The sequence below is a fragment of the Methyloceanibacter methanicus genome, assembly GCF_001723285.1.
GTDB lineage: Bacteria > Pseudomonadota > Alphaproteobacteria > Rhizobiales > Methyloligellaceae > Methyloceanibacter > Methyloceanibacter methanicus.
This window is the reverse complement of record NZ_LPWG01000014.1, coordinates 15,199-35,684: the sequence shown is the minus strand read 5'-3', so window position 1 is coordinate 35,684 and position 20,486 is coordinate 15,199. Positions and strand designations below refer to the sequence as shown.

Sequence of the window (20,486 nt, the reverse complement as noted above, 5' to 3'; positions counted from 1 at the left end):
TTTTTCGCGGCTTCTCAATTTGATGGAACGGCAGCCCGTTGGCTTCGACTGCTTGCTGCGACTGCCGGACGATCCCCGGAAGACAACGCGACGTGGCGCGGGTCGGTCGGGGCCGCGGACCATTCCGGTAGCTGAGCGCACTATCGTCACCCAGAGATTGGCGGCGACGTGTCAGCCTCCTCCCACACGATGAGCCCCCCCAAAATGGAAAGGGCTGCCCGCTAGGGGCAGCCCTTGTTGTCAGCCTCGCCAGGGACAGAGAAGCCGACGCTTGGTAGAGCAGGTGGCGACCCTACCAATCCACCTGGGCGCGCATGCCCACGCCCGTGATCTCGGCACCGTCATTCACGCCCCCGTCGATCTCGGACTGATTCACATTGAGCATGAGCCGCGTGTAGTCGTTGAGATGCCAATTGACGCCGAGGAGCCAGGTCACCTGCTCGCCGCACGCCGAGCAGGTGACGACGCCGCCGGCCGTGATTTTGTCAGCCTGATCCGATAGGTCGAGCACGTCATACCGGCCGGCGATCTGCCAGGCGCCCCAGCCGCCGCTGCCGTCGAAGACCGGATCCTTGACCTTTACGCGCCCGAACACGCCGTTCTTGTAAGGGCGAGACTCGCCGGTCAGAAACCAATTCGCGCCGACGTACCAGCCGGTATAGGTCGGATCCGCGTTCGCGATGCCCGGGGCGACCTCGACCCTGTTTTGCGAATATTCGCCCTGCAGGGAGAAGGAGCCCAGTACAACCGCGCCTTCCAGGCCCCAGAACGTGTCCGACTCGCCGATATAGGGCGTCGCGATAAAGCGGTCGGCCAGGTGTAGGTCGGCGCCGCGCGCACGGTATCGGAAGAGATTCTCAGCGTCATTGCGCGGATCGCCGGCGGCATCGCGTTGGCGGACACTCGCACCGAGATGCACCACCTTGCCTTTCTCGTTGATAGGGGCAACCGTCAGTCGTGACGAGAACGTGGTGCCGTCTTCGTAGAACTCGGTCTGATCGCCTTCCGGCGTCGTCGCGAAGACACCGGCCGACAGAGTCCAGTGCTTGTTCTCGTCGTAGCTCAGACCTAAACCGATCAGACGATCGAGTCTGAACGCCTCGACGAAAGCCGCACGCTCCATGAACGTGATGTAGTTTCCGCTTATCAGCTCATCGAGCGAATTATAGGGTTTGAAGTTACCGATCGTGATGTCGACGGGCAGACCGGTATATCTGAGATACGCATCCTTCACGGACGTGTTGTCGCCGGCGAAATCGACCTCGAATTTGTAGGCCACGTCGTAGAACACGACACCCTCGACGCCGATACGCGCACGCCGCAGTTCGACAGAGCTCACGTCCGGGTCGCCGGTGATCGATTCGTCTTGGTCGATGCCGTCATAGTCGACGTTCAAGCGCCCGCGAACCTTGAATTGGAATTTGCCGTCCTCGCTCGAAATCCGCGGCGCACCCTTCCAGGTCACTTCAGGCTGCGACTTCTTGTATGCGTCGAATTCCTGCTTCGTCACGTACTGGGCGTTGGCAGCCGGCACGGCCGAAACGAAGAGTGCGAGCGCACTCGCGCCCGCAAACAAAAAAAGACCGGATTTCTTGAGTTCCCCGGTCAACAAACGGTCCTGCGTCCTCTCTAGTCCCTGCCTCATATCCCCGCTCCATCAGTTTGAAATTACGATACTTTCTTGTTCGGTAGACTAATGTCCTAAAACTCTACCGATATTATCGTGTTATTCAAGCGGCGAGGTTTCTAATTGTTGGCCGTGTCGTGGAAAACCATTTCTCTCTTTGAGCGCGGGAGCCGGCGGACCCCCGCCTCAAAAACATCAGCCGAAGGCGAACTGGATCAGGACGATGGCTGGAATCACGGTGCAGATCGTCAGAAGAAGACCCACGCGCGGAAAATCGCCGAACCTGTAGTTCCCGATGCTCATCACCAGCGTGTTGTTGTGGTGGCCGAAGGGAGTCAGGAAATCGAGCGAAACGCCGATGGCAACGGCAACAAGGAGAGGTTCCGGCGAGACTCCCGAGGTCTGCGCGATGGCCACCGCGATCGGGGCGAGCGCCACAGCCGCCGAGACATTGTTCACGAACGGCGTGATGGCGAGCGCGGTGACGAGGACGGTTGCGATGAGAGCGATGGAATCGGTCGATCCGATTGAGGCCACGGCTCGTTGTGCAACGACGTCGGCGAGACCCGTCGATGCGACGGCATCGCCGATGGGAATCATCGCCGCGAGCATGATGAGGATCGGCCAGTTCAGCTCGCTGACGGCGGCTCGCAAGTCGAGATCGCCTCCAAGGGCCAGAAAGAGAAGCGCCGCGCCGAACGCGAGCTCGGGCGGGACCAGATTGGTCCCGGCGAGCGCGATCGCGCCAGCGAATGCGATGAGACTTCGCCATCCTTGATTGCTGCCGGTCAGGTTCGTTCTCGGCGTCAACTGGAGGCAGTCGGTCTCGTCCAGGGCCTGCGCAATGGCCTCGGGGTCCCCGCGAAGCAGCAGAATGTCCCCCACCCTTGCCTGAAGGTCGGCCAATCGTCCCTCGATCCTTTGCAGGCGCGTCGCCATCGCAACGATCCGAATTCCTTTGCTGGAGAACGCCTCCATCGTATGCGCGGTCGACCCCACGATCGTGCTGTGCGGAAGGACAATCGCCTCGACCCAGGCATCCCCCGGTTCCGGTCCGTCCGGTAGGGACAAGTCGGCTTTGCGCAAGTGGCTTGCTTCGCTGATGGCTTGCGCGTCCGCTTCGATCAGCAACACGTCGCCGGCACGGATGAGGTGATGTTTGCGGCTGCCGAACAGGTGATGCCCGTCGCGGAGGTGGGAATAGATGGTGCCGCGAAGTTGCCTTTCCGCCTCCGCGATGGACAAATCCAGAAGAGGCGATCCATCCACCACCTGAAGCTCGGTGAAGAATTGCCTGGATTGTTCCAGATCCTGGGACGGCTTGCGCAGACCGCGTCCGGCCAGCAACTGGGGCGCCGCCGATACGAGCCAAACCAAGCCAATCGCCGTAATGGGAACGCCGACCCAGGCCAGCTCAAAGAATGCGAACGGCTGGCCAATGGCCTCCATCTGAAAGCCGGAGACGACAAGATTGGCTGGCGTGCCAATGAGCGAGCAGGTTCCCCCGAGAAGCGTGGCGAAGGAGAGCGGTATCAGCACATTGCCAGGTGCCACGCCGCTCGACCGGCAAAGCGACAGGGCTACCGGCACCCAGAGCGCCAAGGCTCCGATATTGTTCATGAAGGCCGAGGTCACCGCACCGAGGCCGCAGACGAGTGCGATCGTCGACAGCTCGGACGTCGCGAACGGGGCCAGCCACCGGGCCACTCTGTCCATCAGAAAGGAGCGGGAGATCAGCCCGACGAGCATCAGGATCTCCGCGACGGTGATGACCGCCGGATTCGCAAAACCGCTGAACGCCTTCCCGAAAGGTACGATGCCGAGCAAAATGCCTGCGGCCAACCCCGCGATGGCCACAATCTCGATCCGGAACCGGTCGACCGCAAAGGCAACCAGCAGAGCCAACAGCAAAACGAGTGTGGCCGATTGGGCAAAGGTCAATGGACGATCCCCTCCCCTGGCAAGGCGTTCCGGGCCCGATACCGTGAAGCGATTAGCCCAGCAGCCGCTACCGATAGATGCGCCATCGCTGTGGAAGAACGCTGATCTTGCTTCCCACCGTCTGCTCGGCCAGTGAGGGAAGCTCGACCTCAATGCGCTCCTGCGTCTCGCCAACCCCAAGTTCAAAGCGGCGCGATCCGCCGTGACGCCGGACCGCTGTGACGACGCCCGTGATGGCATCGCGGTCGTCTGCGACGACCTCGACGTCGTGGGGTCTCAGGAAGAGCCGACCCTGCCCGTCGGCGAGATCACGGACCGGCAGGTCAAGGCGCCGATCGTCGAACCAGACCTTGCCGCCTTTCACGCGCACCGGCAGGGTGCTCGATTCCCCAATAAAGGAAAAGACAAACGGCGAGTTCGGCGCGTCATAGATCTCGTCGGGCGTACCAACCTGCTCGATCCGGCCATTGTTCAGGACCACGATGCGGTCGGCGAGTTCGAGCGCCTCTTCCTGGTCATGTGTGACGAAGACCGTGGTGTGGCCGGTCCGGTCGTGGATCTCGCGAAGCCAGCGTCTCAAATCCCGGCGAACCTTGGCGTCGAGCGCCCCAAACGGCTCGTCCAGCAGGAGCACACGCGGCTCGATGGCAAGCGCCCTGGCGAACGCCACGCGCTGGCGCTGGCCGCCCGACAGCTGCGTGGGATACCGCTTTTCGAGCCCTGAGAGTTGCACGAGATCGAGCAATTCGAGCGCGCGCCTCTTGATCTCGCTGCGACTGGGCCGTCGAGACCTCGGACGGACCTGCAGTCCGAACCCGACATTCTCCAGGACGGTCATGTGCCGGAAGAGCGCGTAGCTCTGAAAGACGAGGCCGACATTGCGCTCCTGGACGGTCAGACTCAGCGCATCGGCACTGTCAAACAGCACACGCCCTGAGGTCGGCACATCGAGACCGGCCAGGATGCGAAGTAGCGTCGTCTTGCCTGATCCCGACGGTCCAAGCAGCGCGATCAACTCGCCGGCGCGGATATCCAGCGACACGCCATGCAGTGCCGCCGTGGTTCCGAACGTGCGGATGACGTTCTCGACTGTTACATCCACCGGCGCATCCTCGTGACGGTCCCCACCCCGTTGGCGTGGCGATTGATCGAATGTCTTCGAAGCCCAAGCGTCCATGATCGTCTCCTAGTGCCGGCGAGTGGCGGCGATTTGGTCGGCGTAGCGCCATTCCAAGGTAACTTTGATGGTGAGGGTGAGCAGTGCGAGAAGCGCCAACAGAGACGCCACCGCGAAGGCGGCCGCGAAATTGTACTCGTTGTACAGAATCTCGACATGCAGGGGCATCGTGTTGGTTCTGCCCCGGATGTGGCCCGAGACCACCGATACGGCGCCGAACTCTCCCATGGCACGCGCGTTGCACAGCACGACGCCGTACAGCAACGCCCAACGTACGTTCGGAAGCGTCACCTTGAAGAAGGTCTGCCAGCCGCTGGCGCCGAGCGATAGGGCCGCCTCCTCGTCCTGTGTGCCTTGCTCCTGCATCAAGGGAACGAGCTCACGTGCGACGAAGGGAACGGTGACGAAGATCGTCGCGAGAACGATGCCCGGAAGCGCGAACACGATCTGTATGTCGTGACTCTGCAAATAGGGCCCGAGATAGCCCTGAGCGCCGAAGAGCAGCACGTAGATGAGACCCGCGATCACCGGCGACACGGAGAACGGCAGATCGATAAGCGCGTTGAGAAAGCTCTTGCCGCGGAACTCGAACTTGGCGATGGCCCACGCGGCGGCAAGACCGAACACGAGATTGGCGGGAACGGCGATGGCGGCGACGAGCAGAGTGAGCCGGACGGCAGCCAACGCATCGGGCTCGGTAATGGCGTCGAAATACGCCGTTGCCCCAACCCGGAACGCTTCGACAAAGACTGCCGCGAGCGGCAGCAAGAGAAACAGCGCGAGGAACACCACGGCAACGCCAATCAGAAGCGCGCGGACAGGCCAACGCTCCGTGGTCACTTCCGTTCCGTGATTTCCGGGCCGCAACACTGGCGTGAGCGAAACATCAGTCATTGCCGAATCTCCTACGCCGCCAGGCTGGACCAAATGTATGAACAGGAGCAGGCCAAAGGAGATCAGCAGCATGGCCGTCCCGATAGCGGTCGCTTCGGCATAGCCGAACTCCTCGAGCCGGATGACGATGAGAAGGGGTGCGATCTCCGACACATAGGGAATGTTGCCGGCGATGAAGATCACCGATCCGTACTCCCCGACGGCGCGTGCCAGAGCAAGGGCAAAGCCGGTGAGGATGGCCGGTACGAGGGCCGGCAGGATGATCCGTACGATCGTCTGGTCCCGACGCGCGCCGAGAGTCGCGGCCGCCTCTTCGATCTCGCGGCTGAACTCTTCGAGGACAGGCTGGACCGTGCGCACCACGAACGGCAGGCCGATGAAGATCAGGGCCACGAGGATGCCGAGCGGCGTGTAGGCGACCTTGATGCCGAGCGGGGCCAGCCAGCTCCCGATCCAGCCGTTCGGCGCGTAAATCGCCGTTAGTGCGATGCCGGCAACGGCGGTGGGTAGGGCAAAGGGCAGGTCGACGAACGCGTCGAGCAACCGTTTGCCGGGAAAGTCGTAGCGGACGAGAACCCAGGCGATGATGACGCCAAAGATGGCGTTGATGCTGGCTGCGACCAGAGACGTGACGAAGCTCAAGCGCAGCGCCGCGAGCGTGCGCGGACTTACGACGATGTCCCAGAAGCCGGCGAAGCCGAGAGTTGCCGCCTTCAGCACCATGGCCGCGAGCGGTATGAGGACGATCAGGCCCAAATAGGTCAAGGCGAAACCGAGCGCCAACCCGAACCCGGGAATGACGCTCGGCCGCTTCAACGCAAGGCCGTTGACGGTGGCCATGTGTTCGCTCAGTTCGTGGATTTGGGTTGATAGATCTGGTCGAAGATGCCGCCGTCAGCGAAGTGCTTCGGTTGCGCTTCCTTCCACCCGCCGAACAGCGGATCGTCCACCGACACAAGCTGCACGTCCGGAAAGCGCTCGAGGTCTTTCGCATCGGCATATTTGGGCTCGGCGGGACGGTAGTAGTGCTTGGCGATCGCCTTCTGCACTTCCGGCCGGTAGAGGTACTCGAGATAGGCCTCGGCGATTTTGCGCGTGCCCTTGGCATCGACGTTCTTGTCGACGACGGTCACGGGCGGTTCGGCCTTGATCGAGAGCGACGGAACGACGATCTCGAACTTGTCCTCACCCAGTTCGTTGAGTGCGAGAAACGCCTCGTTCTCCCAAGCCAGAAGCACGTCGCCAATGCCGCGCTGGACGAAGGTCGTGGTCGAGCCGCGTGCACCGGTGTCGAGAACCGGCACGTTCTTATAGAGCTTGCCGATGAACTCCTTGTTCTTCTCCTCGTCGTGGCCGAACTTCTCGTCGGCGTAGGCCCAAGCGGCGAGATAGTTCCAACGTGCCCCGCCCGAGGTCTTCGGATTCGGCGTGATCACCTCGACACCGTCGTTGAGGAGATCGTCCCAATCCTTGATCCCTTTCGGATTGCCCTTGCGGACCAGAAAGACGATCGTCGAGGTATAGGGCGAGCTGGAATTGGCAAGGCGGGATCGCCAATTCTTATCGATGAGCCCGGTCTCGGCGACCTTGTCGATGTCCCCTTCAAGCGCGAGCGTCAAGACGTCCGCCTTGAGACCGTCGATGACCGCCCGGGCCTGCTTGCCGGATCCGCCGTGCGACTGCTCGATAATCACGGTTTCCCCGGTCTTCTCCTTCCACTCCTTGGCGAACTGCGCGTTCACCTCTTTGTAGAGTTCCCGTGTCGGGTCATAGGACACGTTGAGCAGCGTCGTGTCCGCGAGGGACGGTGTGGCCGCAGCGGTCAAACTGAGGGCCGCGGCGGTAGCAAAAATGCGGATGTATGTGTTCATGGACTTGCCTCCGTTTCACAATATCCGAAAACTCTATCTAGTCAGTAGAGTTTAGCAAGCCGAAGATCGACCATTTTCGCTTCCTTCCTGAGAACGGAAATTTCGTCGGAACGTCGCCTCGGCGAAAAAGGTTCCCAACGGCAAGGCCGGGCTGTGGCCTCAGGCGCGCTTACCGGCGGCGGCGCCGGCCGGCTGCTCGGCCAGGGAGCTCTCGTCCCAATTGCCGTCGATGGCTTCTGCGATGGTCACTCGGTCCAGGACATCGCGGGCGGATTCGGCGACCCGCGCAAAGACTCTCCGGATCTCGCACGTCGCCTCGGTCTTGCAGTCCGCGCAACGCTTATAAGCCATCCGGCTCAAGCATGGCAGCGGCGCGATCGGCCCGTCGACAATCCTCAGGACCCGGCCAAAGGTGATCTGGTCCGGGGGCATCAGCAGGTCGTAACCGCCGAACCGGCCCCGGCGGCTCGCCACAATGCCTTGATGTTTGAGGTCCAGCAGGATTTGTTCGAGGAACTTGCGCGGGATCTGCTGCTGGTCGGCGATCTCCGCGATCATCATGGAATCGTCGGCGCGTGCCAGCGCCACGAGAGCTCTGAGCGCGTATCTGGCTTTCTGAGAAATCATTGGTCGCGGTAAAGATCGAATAATCTCTACTGAGCTAATAGATTTTACCGCGAAAAGCAAGGGGGCGCCGTCGCGTGCGATGCGTGCGTGCGGTAGCGCGACACCGTTCCTAACGCCTGTGGACTCGAGGTCCTCGCGATTGGCAAGCTTGGCAGCCATCTCGTCTTGATGGAGTCCTGCCCCCGCCGCAACGCCGCCGGCCGGCGGCGGGTCCACGGGGAGGAACTCGGTGGCCCCCCGGTTCCCGAGCAAGATCGCGCCGGTCTTGTCGAGAAGCAACGTGTCGACGTCGCCTGCGGCCCAATTCCCCGATCTCCGGGAAGATACAGGGAATCAGTTCCAAGTGCGGCCATCGAGCAGGGCCGAAGGCCAGTGCTCCCAACGGATTGCGAGTGAAATTCCCTGCCGGACGGAACAGGGAACGGTCGAACTTGAACAGGGAAAGTTCTCTGAGCAACGCGAAACGCCCCTCACGTCTCAGTGAATGTCCGCAACCTCCGAAACACCGGACATTACTGAAGCAGTGGGTCATGCCTGCTTCTGACTCCACAGCGGAACTCGGCCGGGAAGAAAGCTTCCGCTGTTTCCCGTCCTACTCCGCCGCTTCCGGCTGTTGCGCCGCCCCCGGGACGTGCGCGGAGCCTGCTGTCTCGTCGAATTCGATGAACTCTCGCCGGGACAAGTACGTGTAGACGACAGGGATCACAAACAGCGTGAAGAGTGTACCCACGAGCAAACCGCCCACGATGACCCAGCCGATATCCTGGCGCCCCTCCGCGCCAGCGCCCGTGGCAACAGCCAAAGGGACGGCCCCAAGCACCATCGCACCTGTCGTCATGAGGATCGGCCGAAGCCGCAAGGCTGCCGCCTCAATCACGGCCTCATGGATGGGGCTCCCCCCACCTCGAAGCTGGTTCGAGAATTCCACGATGAGAATTCCATGCTTCGTTATGAGCCCGATAAGGGTGACGAGCCCGACTTGGCTGTAGATGTTCAGCGTGCCGCCGCTCCACCACAACGCCAGCAAAGCACCGGTTACCGACAGCGGCACCGTCAGCATGATGATCAAAGGGTCCGTGAAACTTTCGAACTGGGCGGCCAGCACGAGATAGATGAACGCGAGCGCCAGCATGAAGGTGAGGTACATGTTCGCGCTTGCCTCGCGGAACTCGCGCGATTCCCCCGCATATTCGATATGAACTGTCGGCGGCAGCACCTTGTCCGCTGCTTCTTGAAGGTAGGCCAATCCATCGCTCACCGAATAGCCGGGCGCGAGTTGCCCTGTAATGGTGGCGGCGCGAAGCTGGTTGAAGTGGTTCAATTCCTTCGGCGCCACGGTCTCCTTGATGGTGATTAGGTTCGACAGCGGCGTCATGGCGCCGTCCATGCCCCGCACATAGATCCGACGCATGTCATCGGGGTTTTCGCGATCGATATCCGCCACCTTCACGACGACATCGTATTGCTGGCCTTCCCTCTTGAAGCGCGTCACTTGCCGGCCGCCCAGCATGGTCTCGAGCGTGCGCCCAAGCGTTTCGATCTCGATGCCCATTGAGGCTGCCTTCTCGCGGTCGACGGACACGTCGAGCTGGGGCGAATTGAGCTTTAGGTCGCTTTCGACGTCGACGAGACCGGGGAAGTCCCGGATGTGCTCGAGCAGCGCATCGACGTTCTTCTGAAGCTCACTATAGGGTTGGGACGTCTGGATGACGAAATTGATCGGCTTCGAACGCGAACTTTGACCCAGGGGGGGAGAGTTGCTCGGATACGCAATGACGCCGGTCACAGCCGACACGGCCGGTGCGATGGATCTGCCGATCTCCTGCTGGGAACGCTCGCGTTCGTCCCAAGGCTTGACGCGCAGGATGACGCGGCCCTGAGACACCGTCGGGTTGCCTGACACAACGAACACGCGATCCGCCTCTGGCACGGAAAGAGCTATGTCCTCGATCTGGCGAGCATACTCGTCCGTGAACTCGATCGTCGCGCCCTCGGGCCCGCGGAAGTTCACGTTGATCCTCCCCTCGTCTTCGACCGGTGCAAGCTCGCTTTTCAGATTGGCGAACAGAAAGTAGCTCGAACCGGCAACGGCCAGACCAATCAGCAATACGAGAGGGCGCATCGCGAGTGCGCCTTTGAGCAGGGAGCGATAGAGCCGGGAAACCCCATCCAGAAAGCGCTCGATGATGCGGTAGGCGAGATTGTGGTGAGTCTGCTGCTTTAGAAGCTTCGAACACATCATCGGAGAGAGCGTGAGGGCGACGAAGCCCGACACGATCACCGCGCCCGCAAGCGTCCAGGCAAACTCCGTGAACAAACGTCCGGTGAGGCCGGTCATGAACCCGATCGGCGCGTAGACCGCCGCCAGCGTGATCGTCATTGCAATGATCGCGAAGCTGATCTCCCGGCTTCCGAGGAGCGCTGCCTTGACAGGCGGCATGCCGTTCTCGACGTGCCGGTAGATATTCTCGAGCATGACGATGGCATCGTCCACGACGAGGCCAATGGCCAGCACGAGCGCCAACAGCGTCAATGTATTGATGGAGAAGCCGGACGCATACATCAGCGCAAAGGCGCCGATCAGAGAGACCGGTATGGTCACGAGCGGGATCAGCGTCGCGCGAATAGAGCGCAGGAACAGGAAGATGATGAGGATGACAAGAACGATGGCCTCGCCGATCGTGGTGTAAACGTTCTTGATCGACTCGGCGATAAAGATGGACTTGTCGTGGGCGACGCGGACTTGCATGCCCTCCGGAAGCGAACTCCGAATCGTCGGCAGCATCTCGTTGACCGCATCGGAGACTTCCAGCGGGTTTGCCGTGGCCTGCTTGATGACGCCGACGGCGATCGCCGGCTTTCCGTTGAAGCGTACGATCCTGCGTTCGTCGAGCGGTCCCAATTCCGCCATGCCGACATCCCTCAGGCGCACCAAATAGCTGTTGGCGTCTTTGATGATGAGATCGTTGAACTGCTCGGGCGTGCGCAGATCCGTCTCGGCCAGAACGGTGAACTCGCGCTGCAGACTCTCGATACGGCCCGAAGGCACTTCGACGTTCTGGCGCCGAAGCGCATTCTCGACATCCTGCGGGGTCAGCTGATATGCGGCGAGGCGCTCGGGATCGAGCCAGAGACGCATGGAATAGGCGCGATCGCCGAAGAGTCTGACTTCGGCGACGCCATTCAGCGTTTGCAGCTGATCCTTGACGTAACGATCGGCGTAATCGGTGATCTCGAGCGCGGAGTGGTTCGTGCTTGAGAAGGCGAGATAGAGGATCGGCCGCGCGTCGGCTTCGCGCTTTTGGATGATGGGCTCCTCGATCTCCTCCGGAAGGTGGCCGCGCACGCGCCCGACCCGGTCGCGGATATCCGCCGCGGCATAGTCTGGGTTGCGATCAAGCTTGAAGGTAACGGTGATTTGGCTCGATTCCTGGCGGCTGATCGAGGTGATGAAGTCGATGCCCTCGATTCCGGCAAGTGAATCTTCGAGAACCTGCGTGACCTGCGTCTCGACAATGGCCGCGCTCGCGCCCGGATATGTGGTTTCCACGGTAATGACCGGTGGGTCGATGGCCGGATATTCTCTGACGCTCAATCGCTGGTAGGACACAAGCCCCACGAGAACCAGTACAAGACTGAGAACCGTGGCGAAGACCGGCCGCTTGATCGAGAGTTCTGAAAGCGTCACGCCTAGGCACCGGTGCTGGTGACGACTGATACGAGTGACCCGTCGTGCAGCTTGATCTGGCCGGCGGTGACGACTTCGTCGCCCACCTTTAGGCCCTCGAGGATCTCGACCTGGCCGGAGCGGCGCATACCGACGCTCACTTTGGTCAGCGCGGCTCTACCGTCCTGTACCTTGTAGACGAACTGATCGTCGCCTTGGGGCACGATAGCCTGCTCGGGGATGGTCAGGGCATCCTCCTTGATTTGGAGCAGCACCGTCACCCGCGCGAAAAGGCCAGGGCGCAGGCGCTCTTCGGCGTTGGGCACCTTAGCCCGCACCAGCAAGCTCCGCCCAGAGACATCGATCCGAGGGTCGATGGCGGAGACTTGACCGTTGAACGTCTCCTTCGGAAAGGCATCGACTCGGAGCCGGATATTCTGTCCGACCTTGATCGCCGGCAGGAACCTTTCCGGAACCCGGAAGTCGGCCTTTACCGGATCGATCGCCTCCAGATTGACCAGGGCCTGCCCCGCGGTGATGTATTCACCGACAGAGACATGGCGAAGTCCGATGATCCCGGAGAACGGGGCCACGATCCTCGTCTTCTCAAGTTGGACGCGCGCTAGTTCGACCGCCGCCTTGGTCACCGCGAGATTTGAGGACGCTTCATCGGCCGATTGGGCCGTCGCGTATTTGCTGCTGAACAACTTGGTCGTGCGCTGATAGGTCTGCTCGGCGAGTTTGAGCTTCGCTTCCGCATCGGCCAGTTGGGCCTTGTAGACAGAGTCGTCGAGGCTGAAGAGCGGGGCGCCTTCCTTGACGGGTTGCCCCTCCTCGAAATGAATAGCCTCCAGGCGCCCTGGGATCTCCGAGCTGATCGTAACCGCTTCATCAGACAGGAGCGTGCCGACGGCAGTGACTTGCTCATTGAGGGGCCCGGCGACGACGACAGCCACCTCGACCCTCACCGCCTCCCCATCGATGCTCTGATCCGCACCATCGGCCGGCACGGCCGTGGCCGCCAAAAGCAGGCTGGCGGCCACAATGCAATGCGCTGCAAAACCAAGGCTCTGCGACATCTGGATCCCTCACCAGCCGATATATTTTACCACTATTACGGCATTTAATAGCCCGATTGCGGGTTCGGCGTCCGCGATGCCCAAGCGACATGGACGACGGATGATTTCGTATCGAAGGGAAGTTCGGCAGCGCACTGCGTCGAACTCGTATCCGTGAGTTCCCTCGAGACTGTCTCGTTCAACTACTCTTGCTTGGCGTGCCCGATTGCCCAGACATAGGTGGCAACCGCAGCGAGATTGTCATCCGACAAAGAAACGCCGCCAAAAGGAGGCATTGCGCCGGGATGTTGCTTCGGCTTCGGCACGCCGTGCCTGATGGTTTCGGTGATGGCCTGAACCGTGCCGTCACCCCAAAGCCACGTCCCGCCCGTCAGGTCAGGTCCGACCGGTGTCCCGATGCCATTGGCGCCGTGGCATCCCGCGCAGGTCGCTCCCGCAGCCTTGCCGTGAAAGATCGTCATGCCGAGCGCAATTTGCTCGCGCGTCGCTCCGGGCGGCACCGGAAGATTGGCGATCCCATCCTGCACGACCTCTGGCGGGAGGGTCCCGTCAGACGAGGCTGCGGCCTCGGCTGGCGGCTCAGGCGCCGCGTGAATCTGGGCATCGGGATCGCCCTTGTAGGTCACGCGCCAGATGCGGCCACCTTTGTCGTCCCCGATATAGAGAGCACCATCCGGCCCGATCGCAAGCCCTGACGGGCGATGCGCGGCCCCGCCCGGCTCCTTGCTCTCACCGGCAAATCCGTCCGCGAAGACCACGTAGTCGCCGGAAGGCTCGCCATCGGCGAACGGCTGGAACACGACATTGTATCCGGCCTGGGGACCCGGCGCCCGGTTCCAGGAGCCGTGGAACGCAATGAAGGCACCGCCGTGATAGGCCTTCGGAAATTGCGATCCTTTGTAGATATTGAGATCATTGGGCGCCCAATGCGCAGGAAAGACCGCGACCGGCGGTTCGTACTGACCGCACGGACCCACCTTCTTGCCGCCGTCGCCGCCATATTCGGGCCCAAGCACAAGCTTCTTCTGCTCCGGATCGTAGTAGCAGAAGGGCCAGCCGTAATTGGCCCCGTCCTTCAAGACCATGACCTGTTCGGCGGGACGCTCGAAGCCTTGCGCCTGCGAGTAGAGCTCCGGCCAGTTTTCGTGGAGCTGGTCCCGGCCGTGCTGGGTCGTATAGAGGCGCCCGGCCGAGTCGAAGTCGTAGCCCTCCGCATTGCGAATGCCGGTCGCGTAGCGCTCCTTCGGCGAGAAGACCTGTCCTGTCTCATTTGCGTCGTAGCGCCAGACCCCACCGCGCGTCTCAAGCTCCGTACAGGGCTCGTTCCCTGGCGAATGCGGCATGCGGTTGCTCACTTCGCAAACATTGGTTGCCGAAGCGCTTGTGACGAACAGATTGCCATCATCGTCGATGGCGAAGGGATGCATCGGGTGGTCGCCGGTCAGCGGCATGCCGCTCAAGATCGTCTCTGGATCACTTGACGGCTTTATGTCGTCACCTTTCAGTTCATAGCGGACGACGCGGTCGTCGCTCTCCGCATAAAGCCAGTTCTTGTGGAGCCAGATGCCGGTACCGCCCTTGACCCCGGACGTGGAGGACGGACCGAACCGCTCAATCACATCGGCGTTGCCGGTGCCCTTCGTGTCCTTCAGCGCGACGAGAAAGCCGCCCTCTGGAGCGGGGTCGTTCGGGTAATAGACACCGCTCCAGGTATTCGCGTAGACGACGCCTTCGGGCGACACGGCAAGCTGACGGACGTGACCAAGCTTGTCCGCGAAGATCGTCGCGCAAAATCCTTCAGGCAAGCTTATGTCTGCGGGCTCAGGACAACGCTGATCCTCAGCATGAGCGGTCGTCCAGCCCGACACGAGGAGCGCGAGACCCAGGGCTACACTGCTCATGGTTCTTGGGCTTCGGTCAGTGTGCATCATCATATTCACTGCTCCAGACGGTACGCGGCGAGAACGCCGTCTTTCATGAACGGGATCATCACGAGCTTCTCGTCACTTCGGTAAGAGAGATCCGCGGTTCCCTGGTTGAGATCGAGCAGTTTCTCCGCCTTTCCGGACGGTTCGACCTGGAACAGAGCGCCGGCCACCCAGTCAGTCACGAGGAAGCCCCCGTTGCCGTCGGGTGCGAGGCCATCGAGATTGCCGATCGGCGTGCCATCGCCGAGAGCGGCGATTTCTTTGCTTTTCAGGTCGATGGTCCTGAGATGGTCGGGCTTTGCCGACATCATCTCGCCTTTGCCCCAAGACGCCACGATCAATCTGTCGTCGTCAGCGTAGAGCCCGTTCGGACCAGCGAGATCGTCACTGCTCAGCCATACGCCGAACGTGTCGCCATCGAGCGCGTAAATCGTGTTGGTGAGCGTCCCCGAGACAAAGACGCGTCCGTCTTTGTCCACGGCGACATCGTTGAGGAACTTGGCGTCCGGTGCTTCGTAGACTTTGGAGATATCTCCTTTGCCGATGTCGATGACGACAAGCCGGTCGATATCCGCGACATAGAGCCGGTCTCCGCGAACCGCCATCCCCTTCGGGGCATTCAGTCCCTTCACCCATTCCGCCTCGAGAATTTTTCCGTCAGGCGACAGCTTTGCGATGTAGCCGTTCCCGTCCTTGTCCGTGGGACCGCCTACCATGTTGGACACGTAGAGGACGTTTCGCTCAGGGTCGAACAGGACGGACTCGGGCTGCTGCAAGCCTTGTGTACGCCAAACCTCCTTCCATTCGGCAGCCAAGCAGAGGCTAGGAACGCTCACCACGGACATCAAAGTGACCGCGAGCAGAAGGGTCCTGATTCTCGACATTCAGTGCTCCTTGATTGGTAATTTTGGCGGGGGTGCAGCGCGAGCGACCGCATCGTCTCTCGGTCTTAGATAAACCGTGCCCCCGGCTCGTATTAGGTCGTATAATTTGCATAGTCTTATGAGATGGATTCATAAATGAGCCGCCAGAACGTCAACGACCTTCCGGCTTTCCTCGCCGTCGCCCGAGAGCGCAGCTTCACTAAGGCGGCGGCGAAGCTCGGGGTCTCTCAATCGGCGTTGAGCCACACTATTCGGGCGTTCGAGGAACGACTTGGCGTTCGGCTGCTGACCCGGACGACACGGAGTGTCGCGCCGACGGAAGCAGGAGAGCGCCTATTGCGTTCCGCCGGGCCGCGGTTCGATGAGATCGAGGCCGAGCTGGAGGCCCTGAGTGAGCTTCGTGATAAACCCACTGGGACCATTCGCATCACCGCAAGCGATCACGCCGTCCGCTGGCTCTTATGGCCGAAGCTTTCGGCCTTTTTGCCAAGCTATCCCGACATCCAGGTCGAGATCGCCGTCGACAATGCCCTGACCGACATCGTCGCCCATCGGTTTGACGCAGGCATTCGCTTCGGAGAACAGGTAGAAAAGGACATGATCGCGGTGCGCATCGGACCCGACCTCCGATCCGCGGTGGTCGGTGCGCCGTCGTACTTCGCGCGGCGGGGAAGGCCGACAAGGCCGCATGATCTGGTCGACCATAACTGCATCAATCTCCGCCTTGTCGCCCACGGCGGTCTTTATGCCTGGGAATTCGAGAAAGGTGGCCGCGAGACGAACGTGCGCGTGGACGGGCAACTTGTGTTCAACAGCGTCTTCCCCGTTCTCGAGGCCGCCCTGGCCGGTTTCGGTCTCGCCTATGTGCCGGAGGACATGGTTCGGGCTCATCTTGCCGACGGACGATTGGAACGGGTGCTTGGAGATTGGTGCCCGCCTTGGCCCGGATACCGCATCTATTTCCCAAGCCGCAGGCAACCCACCTCGGCCTTTACCCTGCTGGTCGATGCGCTGCGCCACCGGGACTGAGCAGGCAGATTGGCCGTCGACGGGACATGGGCCTGTCTGCCTACATGGGCCTGTCTGCCTATAAGTCTGAAGACTGACGTCGCCTGACCGAATTTCCCGGATTGATGTTGAGCAGGCATTCAGGACCACGGACCTGATGACTGCTTCTGGCAAGAATCCGTCGTGCCGCGGGCTAATTTTGCGTCAGCCTTTGACCCCAAGCGGACATTCGGACAATCAGGCCCATGACATCGACAATCCCTAGGTGAATCTTTGGCAATGCATTGCCCGCCCAGCGCATAATAAGCTAGGTCCTGTAAACGGAACTGGCGAACAGCCGGAGTCGGGCTGTTCACGTGCTCTGGGAGTGCTGTTGATTCGACATGGACGCGCCGTCTTCCGAACCGACAAAGGGCGATTCTCCGTCATTTTTTGCGCGCGTCGTTGATCTCTTTCTGCGGACCAACCTTGCACCGCTCTTGATCGTCGTGGCGCTCATTGCCGGCGCCGCCGCCATCTATTTGACGCCCCGCGAGGAAGAACCGCAGATCGTCGTGCCGTTGGCCGACGTCGTCGTCTCCGCCCCCGGCCTGCCGGTGGAAGAAATCGAGCGGCAAATCGCGACGCCGCTTGAGAAGCTCCTCATGCAGATCGACGGTGTCGAGCATGTTTACTCGGCCTCGTATCCCGGACGGGCCATCGTCACGGTGCGCTTCTTTGTCGGGGAAAATCGGGAGGCCAGCCTCGTCAAGATCTACAACAAGATCTTCTCCAACACGGATTCGATCCCTCCCGATGTCACCAGCTGGGTCGTCAAGCCTCTCGAGATCGACGATGTGCCGATCGTCATTGCGACCTTATGGAGCGAACGGCCCGATCAAGTCGACGATCATGCGCTCCGGCGTATCGCCGAAGAGTTGGAGATCGAGCTTCAGGCGATCGAAGATACGAATCGCACCGAAATAGTCGGAGGCCGGCCCCGTGTCGTTCGGGTCGAACTCCAGCCCGACTCATTGTCTGCGCGGCGCACCTCTCCACTCGATGTTGCCTACGCTCTCGGTGTCTCCAATGTGCGCCAGCCGGCGGGCAGCTTCGACTATCTTGACCAGAATTTCACGGTTGACGCGGGCAGGCTCTTCAGCAACGCGGAACAGCTGAAGAATACGGTCGTCAACGTCGTCGACGGAACGCCCGTACTTCTGCGGGACGTTGCCCGCGTTGTTGACGGGCCGGAGGAGCGGACGAGCTATAGCTGGATCGGCTTCGGTCCCGCGGACGGCGGCAACGACATCGGGGATGACTTCTTTCCCGCCGTGCACATCGCGATCGCCAAGCAGAAAGGCGCAAATGCGGTCTGGGTTTCCGAGCGAATAAGGGATCGCCTGGCCGAGCTTGCCAAGACGCATCTTCCGGAAGGCGTGCACTATCGCATCACGCGCGACTACGGCGAAACTGCGAATGACAAAGTCAACGAACTGCTTGAGGCGCTCACGGTTGCCATCGTCATCGTGGTCGGGCTGATCGCCTACAGTCTGGGATGGCGCGCGGGCCTGGTCGTCGCAGCGGCGGTGCCGATCACGTTTGCCCTGACTCTGATAATCAACTACGGGGCGGGCTACACCATCAACCGCGTCACGTTGTTCGCGTTGATCCTGTCGCTTGGTCTGGTTGTCGACGACTCCATTGTCGGCGTGGAGAACATCCACCGGCACCTCGCCATGAGGAGGCAGTCCGCACTGGATGCGGTTCGCTCCGCGGTCAATGAGGTCCTTCCGCCAATCGTGATGGCCACGCTCGCCGTCATCGTCTCTTTTCTACCGATGATGCTGATCACCGGAATGATGGGCCCCTACATGCGGCCGATGGCGCTTAACGTCCCGGTCGCCATGCTCATGTCGATGCTGGTCGCCATCACCATAACGCCCTGGCTCGCGTACAGAATGCTGAAGGGCACCGCGGGAGAAAGCAACGCCGAGGAAGGGGCGGAGATTCCCCCAAGGCTCTATCGTGCATACGCCGCGACGCTCGGACCATTGCTCGACAGCCGCGCGAAGACGTGGACGCTTCTGGCGCTCACTCTGGCCCTGTTCCTCGGGGCGGCGTTTCTCGCTGCGATGCGGGCCGTCCCGCTCAAAATGCTGCCCTTCGACAACAAGAACGAACTCCAGGTCCTGATCGATCCTCCGGAAGGCACGACCCTGGAACGGACTGATGCCATCGCCCGGCGCTTGGCGGAAGTCCTGCGGCGCGCGCCGGAGGTCACGGACGTCACGCTCTACAGCGGACTTGCCTCGCCGATGGATTTCAACGGCTTGGTTCGACACTACTATTTGCGCAATGGCGCGAACGTGGCGGACATTCGCGTGAACCTCGTGGGCAAGCGTGACCGCGAGATGCAGTCACACGAGATTGCGCTGAGGCTGCGCAAGGATCTGGAAGGGATCGCCGGCGCTGAAGGGACGCGTATCAAAGTCATCGAAGTCCCGCCTGGCCCGCCCGTATTGGCTACGGTGACGGCGGAGGTCTACGGTGCGCCGGGAACACCCTACGCAAAGGTGCGGGAGGCAGCGCGCGCCGTGGAAGCACGGCTGCGCGCCGAGCCGGGCGTTTCCGATGTGGACACGACCGTGGAGGACGACTCGGAACGCTATCTGTTCGTGGTGGACCAGGAGAAGGCGGCGCTGTCGGGCGTGGCGGCGGAGGATGTCGCCAAGACGGTCACGATGGCGCTCTCGGGTTACGATGCCGCCCGGATGCATGAGCCGGGCGAGGCGAAACCGTTGAATATCCGCCTGCGGCTGCCTCGCGATACGCGTTCCGGACTTGCACCTCTGCGGGGCATGACAGTCAAGGGCCGGGCCGGCATCGCCAAGATACGCGAACGCGGCGGCGTCCGCGATGCGCCGGTTCCCATCGTTCGACTGGGTGAACTGGGCGCTTTTCACACGCTTTCGAACGAGAAGGCGATCTACCACAAGGATCTGAAACCCGTCGCGTTCGTCTATGCCGAGTCTGTTGGCCGCGCGCCGGCGGCAATCGTCGCGGATGTGGTCTCCGATCTTGGAAGCACAAACGCGGCGGAACCCGGCGGCAAGCCGCGGCCGCTTTTGGGACGCACGTACCTCGTCAACGGTGGCGGCCTTCCCTGGGCCTTGCCGCCGGGGATCGAAGTGCGGTGGATCGGAGAAGGCGAGTTGAAGATTACCGTCGACGTTTTCCGCGATCTCGGTATCGCCTTCGGGGTGGCGCTCATCGGCATCTACCTCATTCTCGTCTATCAGACCGCGAGCTACGCGATGCCGCTGATCCTGATGATTTCGATCCCCTTGACGCTGATCGGCATCATGCCCGGCTTCTGGCTGTTGAATGCCCTGAGCGGCGGTCCGATCGGCAGTTACCTGAACCCCACGTTCTTTACGGCGACCGCGATGATCGGAATGATCGCGGTTTCAGGCATCGCAGTGCGTAACGCGATCCTCTTGATTGAATTTCTCCATATCGCCCTGGCGCGCGGGACGAATTTGCGGGAAGCCCTGCTCCAGGCCGGCGCGGTGCGGACTCGAGCGATCCTGCTGACCGCGGGAACGGCAATGCTGGCGGCGGTGCCGATCACGCTTGATCCGGTCTTCTCCGGCCTTGCCTGGGCGCTGATTTTCGGCTTGCTGGTTTCGACTGCCTTCACGCTTCTCGTCGTGCCCGTAACCTATTTCCTGGTGTATCGCGACAAACCCAATCACGGCCTGCCCGCGGGCGGCAACAAAGAGATGGCCCAATGACCCTTCG

General features: G+C 61.5%; 12 protein-coding genes and 1 pseudogene. 2 read left to right on the top strand and 11 right to left on the bottom strand.

Translation table 11 applies throughout. The features are described 5' to 3' along the window. Positions 1 to 292: 292 nt before the first annotated feature. From AUC68_RS13855 to AUC68_RS13810, 11 genes and pseudogenes are all read right to left on the bottom strand, one after another. Positions 293 to 1,645, bottom strand: coding sequence for an OprO/OprP family phosphate-selective porin (locus AUC68_RS13855; RefSeq protein WP_083240759.1), 1,353 nt, complete (start codon positions 1,643 to 1,645; stop codon positions 293 to 295). A 177-nt stretch (positions 1,646 to 1,822) separates the two neighbouring features. Then, positions 1,823 to 3,568, bottom strand: a complete 1,746-nt coding sequence (locus AUC68_RS13850) for an SLC13 family permease (RefSeq protein ID WP_069438207.1) — start codon at positions 3,566 to 3,568, stop codon at positions 1,823 to 1,825. 67 nt (positions 3,569 to 3,635) lie between these two features. Then, a complete protein-coding gene (locus tag AUC68_RS13845) occupies positions 3,636 to 4,670 on the bottom strand; it encodes a sulfate/molybdate ABC transporter ATP-binding protein (protein ID WP_069438448.1) in 1,035 nt (344 codons plus the stop codon). Positions 4,671 to 4,754: 84 nt separating this feature from the next. Continuing rightward, a complete protein-coding gene (gene cysW / locus AUC68_RS17210; protein ID WP_069438447.1) occupies positions 4,755 to 5,639 on the bottom strand; it encodes a sulfate ABC transporter permease subunit CysW in 885 nt (294 codons plus the stop codon). Positions 5,640 to 5,723: 84 nt separating this feature from the next. Further along, positions 5,724 to 6,479: pseudogene (cysT, locus tag AUC68_RS17205) on the bottom strand (sulfate ABC transporter permease subunit CysT); the annotation flags it as partial. Between the two features lie 8 nt (positions 6,480 to 6,487). Beyond that, a complete protein-coding gene (locus tag AUC68_RS13835; protein ID WP_083240755.1) occupies positions 6,488 to 7,510 on the bottom strand; it encodes a sulfate ABC transporter substrate-binding protein in 1,023 nt (340 codons plus the stop codon). 159 nt (positions 7,511 to 7,669) lie between these two features. Next, positions 7,670 to 8,137: an RrF2 family transcriptional regulator gene (locus tag AUC68_RS17895; protein ID WP_069438445.1), complete on the bottom strand. Its 468-nt coding sequence runs from the start codon at positions 8,135 to 8,137 to the stop codon at positions 7,670 to 7,672. 592 nt (positions 8,138 to 8,729) lie between these two features. Continuing rightward, entirely contained in the window at positions 8,730 to 11,825 is a 3,096-nt protein-coding gene (locus AUC68_RS13825; RefSeq protein WP_069438206.1) for an efflux RND transporter permease subunit, read from the bottom strand. A 2-nt stretch (positions 11,826 to 11,827) separates the two neighbouring features. Beyond that, entirely contained in the window at positions 11,828 to 12,883 is a 1,056-nt protein-coding gene (locus AUC68_RS13820) for an efflux RND transporter periplasmic adaptor subunit (protein ID WP_069438205.1), read from the bottom strand. Between the two features lie 182 nt (positions 12,884 to 13,065). Next, complete coding sequence (locus tag AUC68_RS13815) at positions 13,066 to 14,784, bottom strand: PQQ-dependent sugar dehydrogenase (RefSeq protein WP_244500537.1); 1,719 nt, start codon at positions 14,782 to 14,784, stop codon at positions 13,066 to 13,068. Between the two features lie 35 nt (positions 14,785 to 14,819). Then, positions 14,820 to 15,695 (bottom strand): SMP-30/gluconolactonase/LRE family protein, encoded by an 876-nt coding sequence (locus AUC68_RS13810; protein WP_069438204.1) that lies wholly within the window; start codon positions 15,693 to 15,695, stop codon positions 14,820 to 14,822. A 135-nt stretch (positions 15,696 to 15,830) separates the two neighbouring features. On the opposite strand from AUC68_RS13810, the gene AUC68_RS13805 reads away from it, so the two are divergent. Together AUC68_RS13805 and AUC68_RS13800 are read left to right on the top strand one after the other, a co-directional pair. Further along, positions 15,831 to 16,724 carry a LysR family transcriptional regulator gene (locus tag AUC68_RS13805; protein WP_069438203.1) on the top strand — a complete coding sequence of 298 codons (894 nt, stop codon included), beginning with the start codon at positions 15,831 to 15,833 and terminating at the stop codon, positions 16,722 to 16,724. Positions 16,725 to 17,086: 362 nt separating this feature from the next. Further along, the gene (locus AUC68_RS13800; protein ID WP_069438202.1) at positions 17,087 to 20,479 is read left to right on the top strand and encodes an efflux RND transporter permease subunit; all 3,393 of its coding nucleotides are present in this window, start codon (positions 17,087 to 17,089) and stop codon (positions 20,477 to 20,479) included. Positions 20,480 to 20,486: the final 7 nt, after the last annotated feature.

What these genes read in the sequence shown, in the direction of transcription:
- AUC68_RS13800 (WP_069438202.1), top strand. Translation starts at nt 17,087, where the DNA reads ATGGACGCGCCGTCTTCCGAACCGACAAAGGGCGATTCTCCGTCATTT.
- AUC68_RS13815 (WP_244500537.1), bottom strand. Translation starts at nt 14,784, where the DNA reads ATGAGCAGTGTAGCCCTGGGTCTCGCGCTCCTCGTGTCGGGCTGGACG.
- AUC68_RS13820 (WP_069438205.1), bottom strand. Translation starts at nt 12,883, where the DNA reads ATGTCGCAGAGCCTTGGTTTTGCAGCGCATTGCATTGTGGCCGCCAGC.
- AUC68_RS13855 (WP_083240759.1), bottom strand. Translation starts at nt 1,645, where the DNA reads ATGAGGCAGGGACTAGAGAGGACGCAGGACCGTTTGTTGACCGGGGAA.
- cysW (WP_069438447.1), bottom strand. Translation starts at nt 5,639, where the DNA reads ATGACTGATGTTTCGCTCACGCCAGTGTTGCGGCCCGGAAATCACGGA.
- AUC68_RS13810 (WP_069438204.1), bottom strand. Translation starts at nt 15,695, where the DNA reads ATGTCGAGAATCAGGACCCTTCTGCTCGCGGTCACTTTGATGTCCGTG.
- AUC68_RS13835 (WP_083240755.1), bottom strand. Translation starts at nt 7,510, where the DNA reads ATGAACACATACATCCGCATTTTTGCTACCGCCGCGGCCCTCAGTTTG.
- AUC68_RS13805 (WP_069438203.1), top strand. Translation starts at nt 15,831, where the DNA reads ATGAGCCGCCAGAACGTCAACGACCTTCCGGCTTTCCTCGCCGTCGCC.
- AUC68_RS17895 (WP_069438445.1), bottom strand. Translation starts at nt 8,137, where the DNA reads ATGATTTCTCAGAAAGCCAGATACGCGCTCAGAGCTCTCGTGGCGCTG.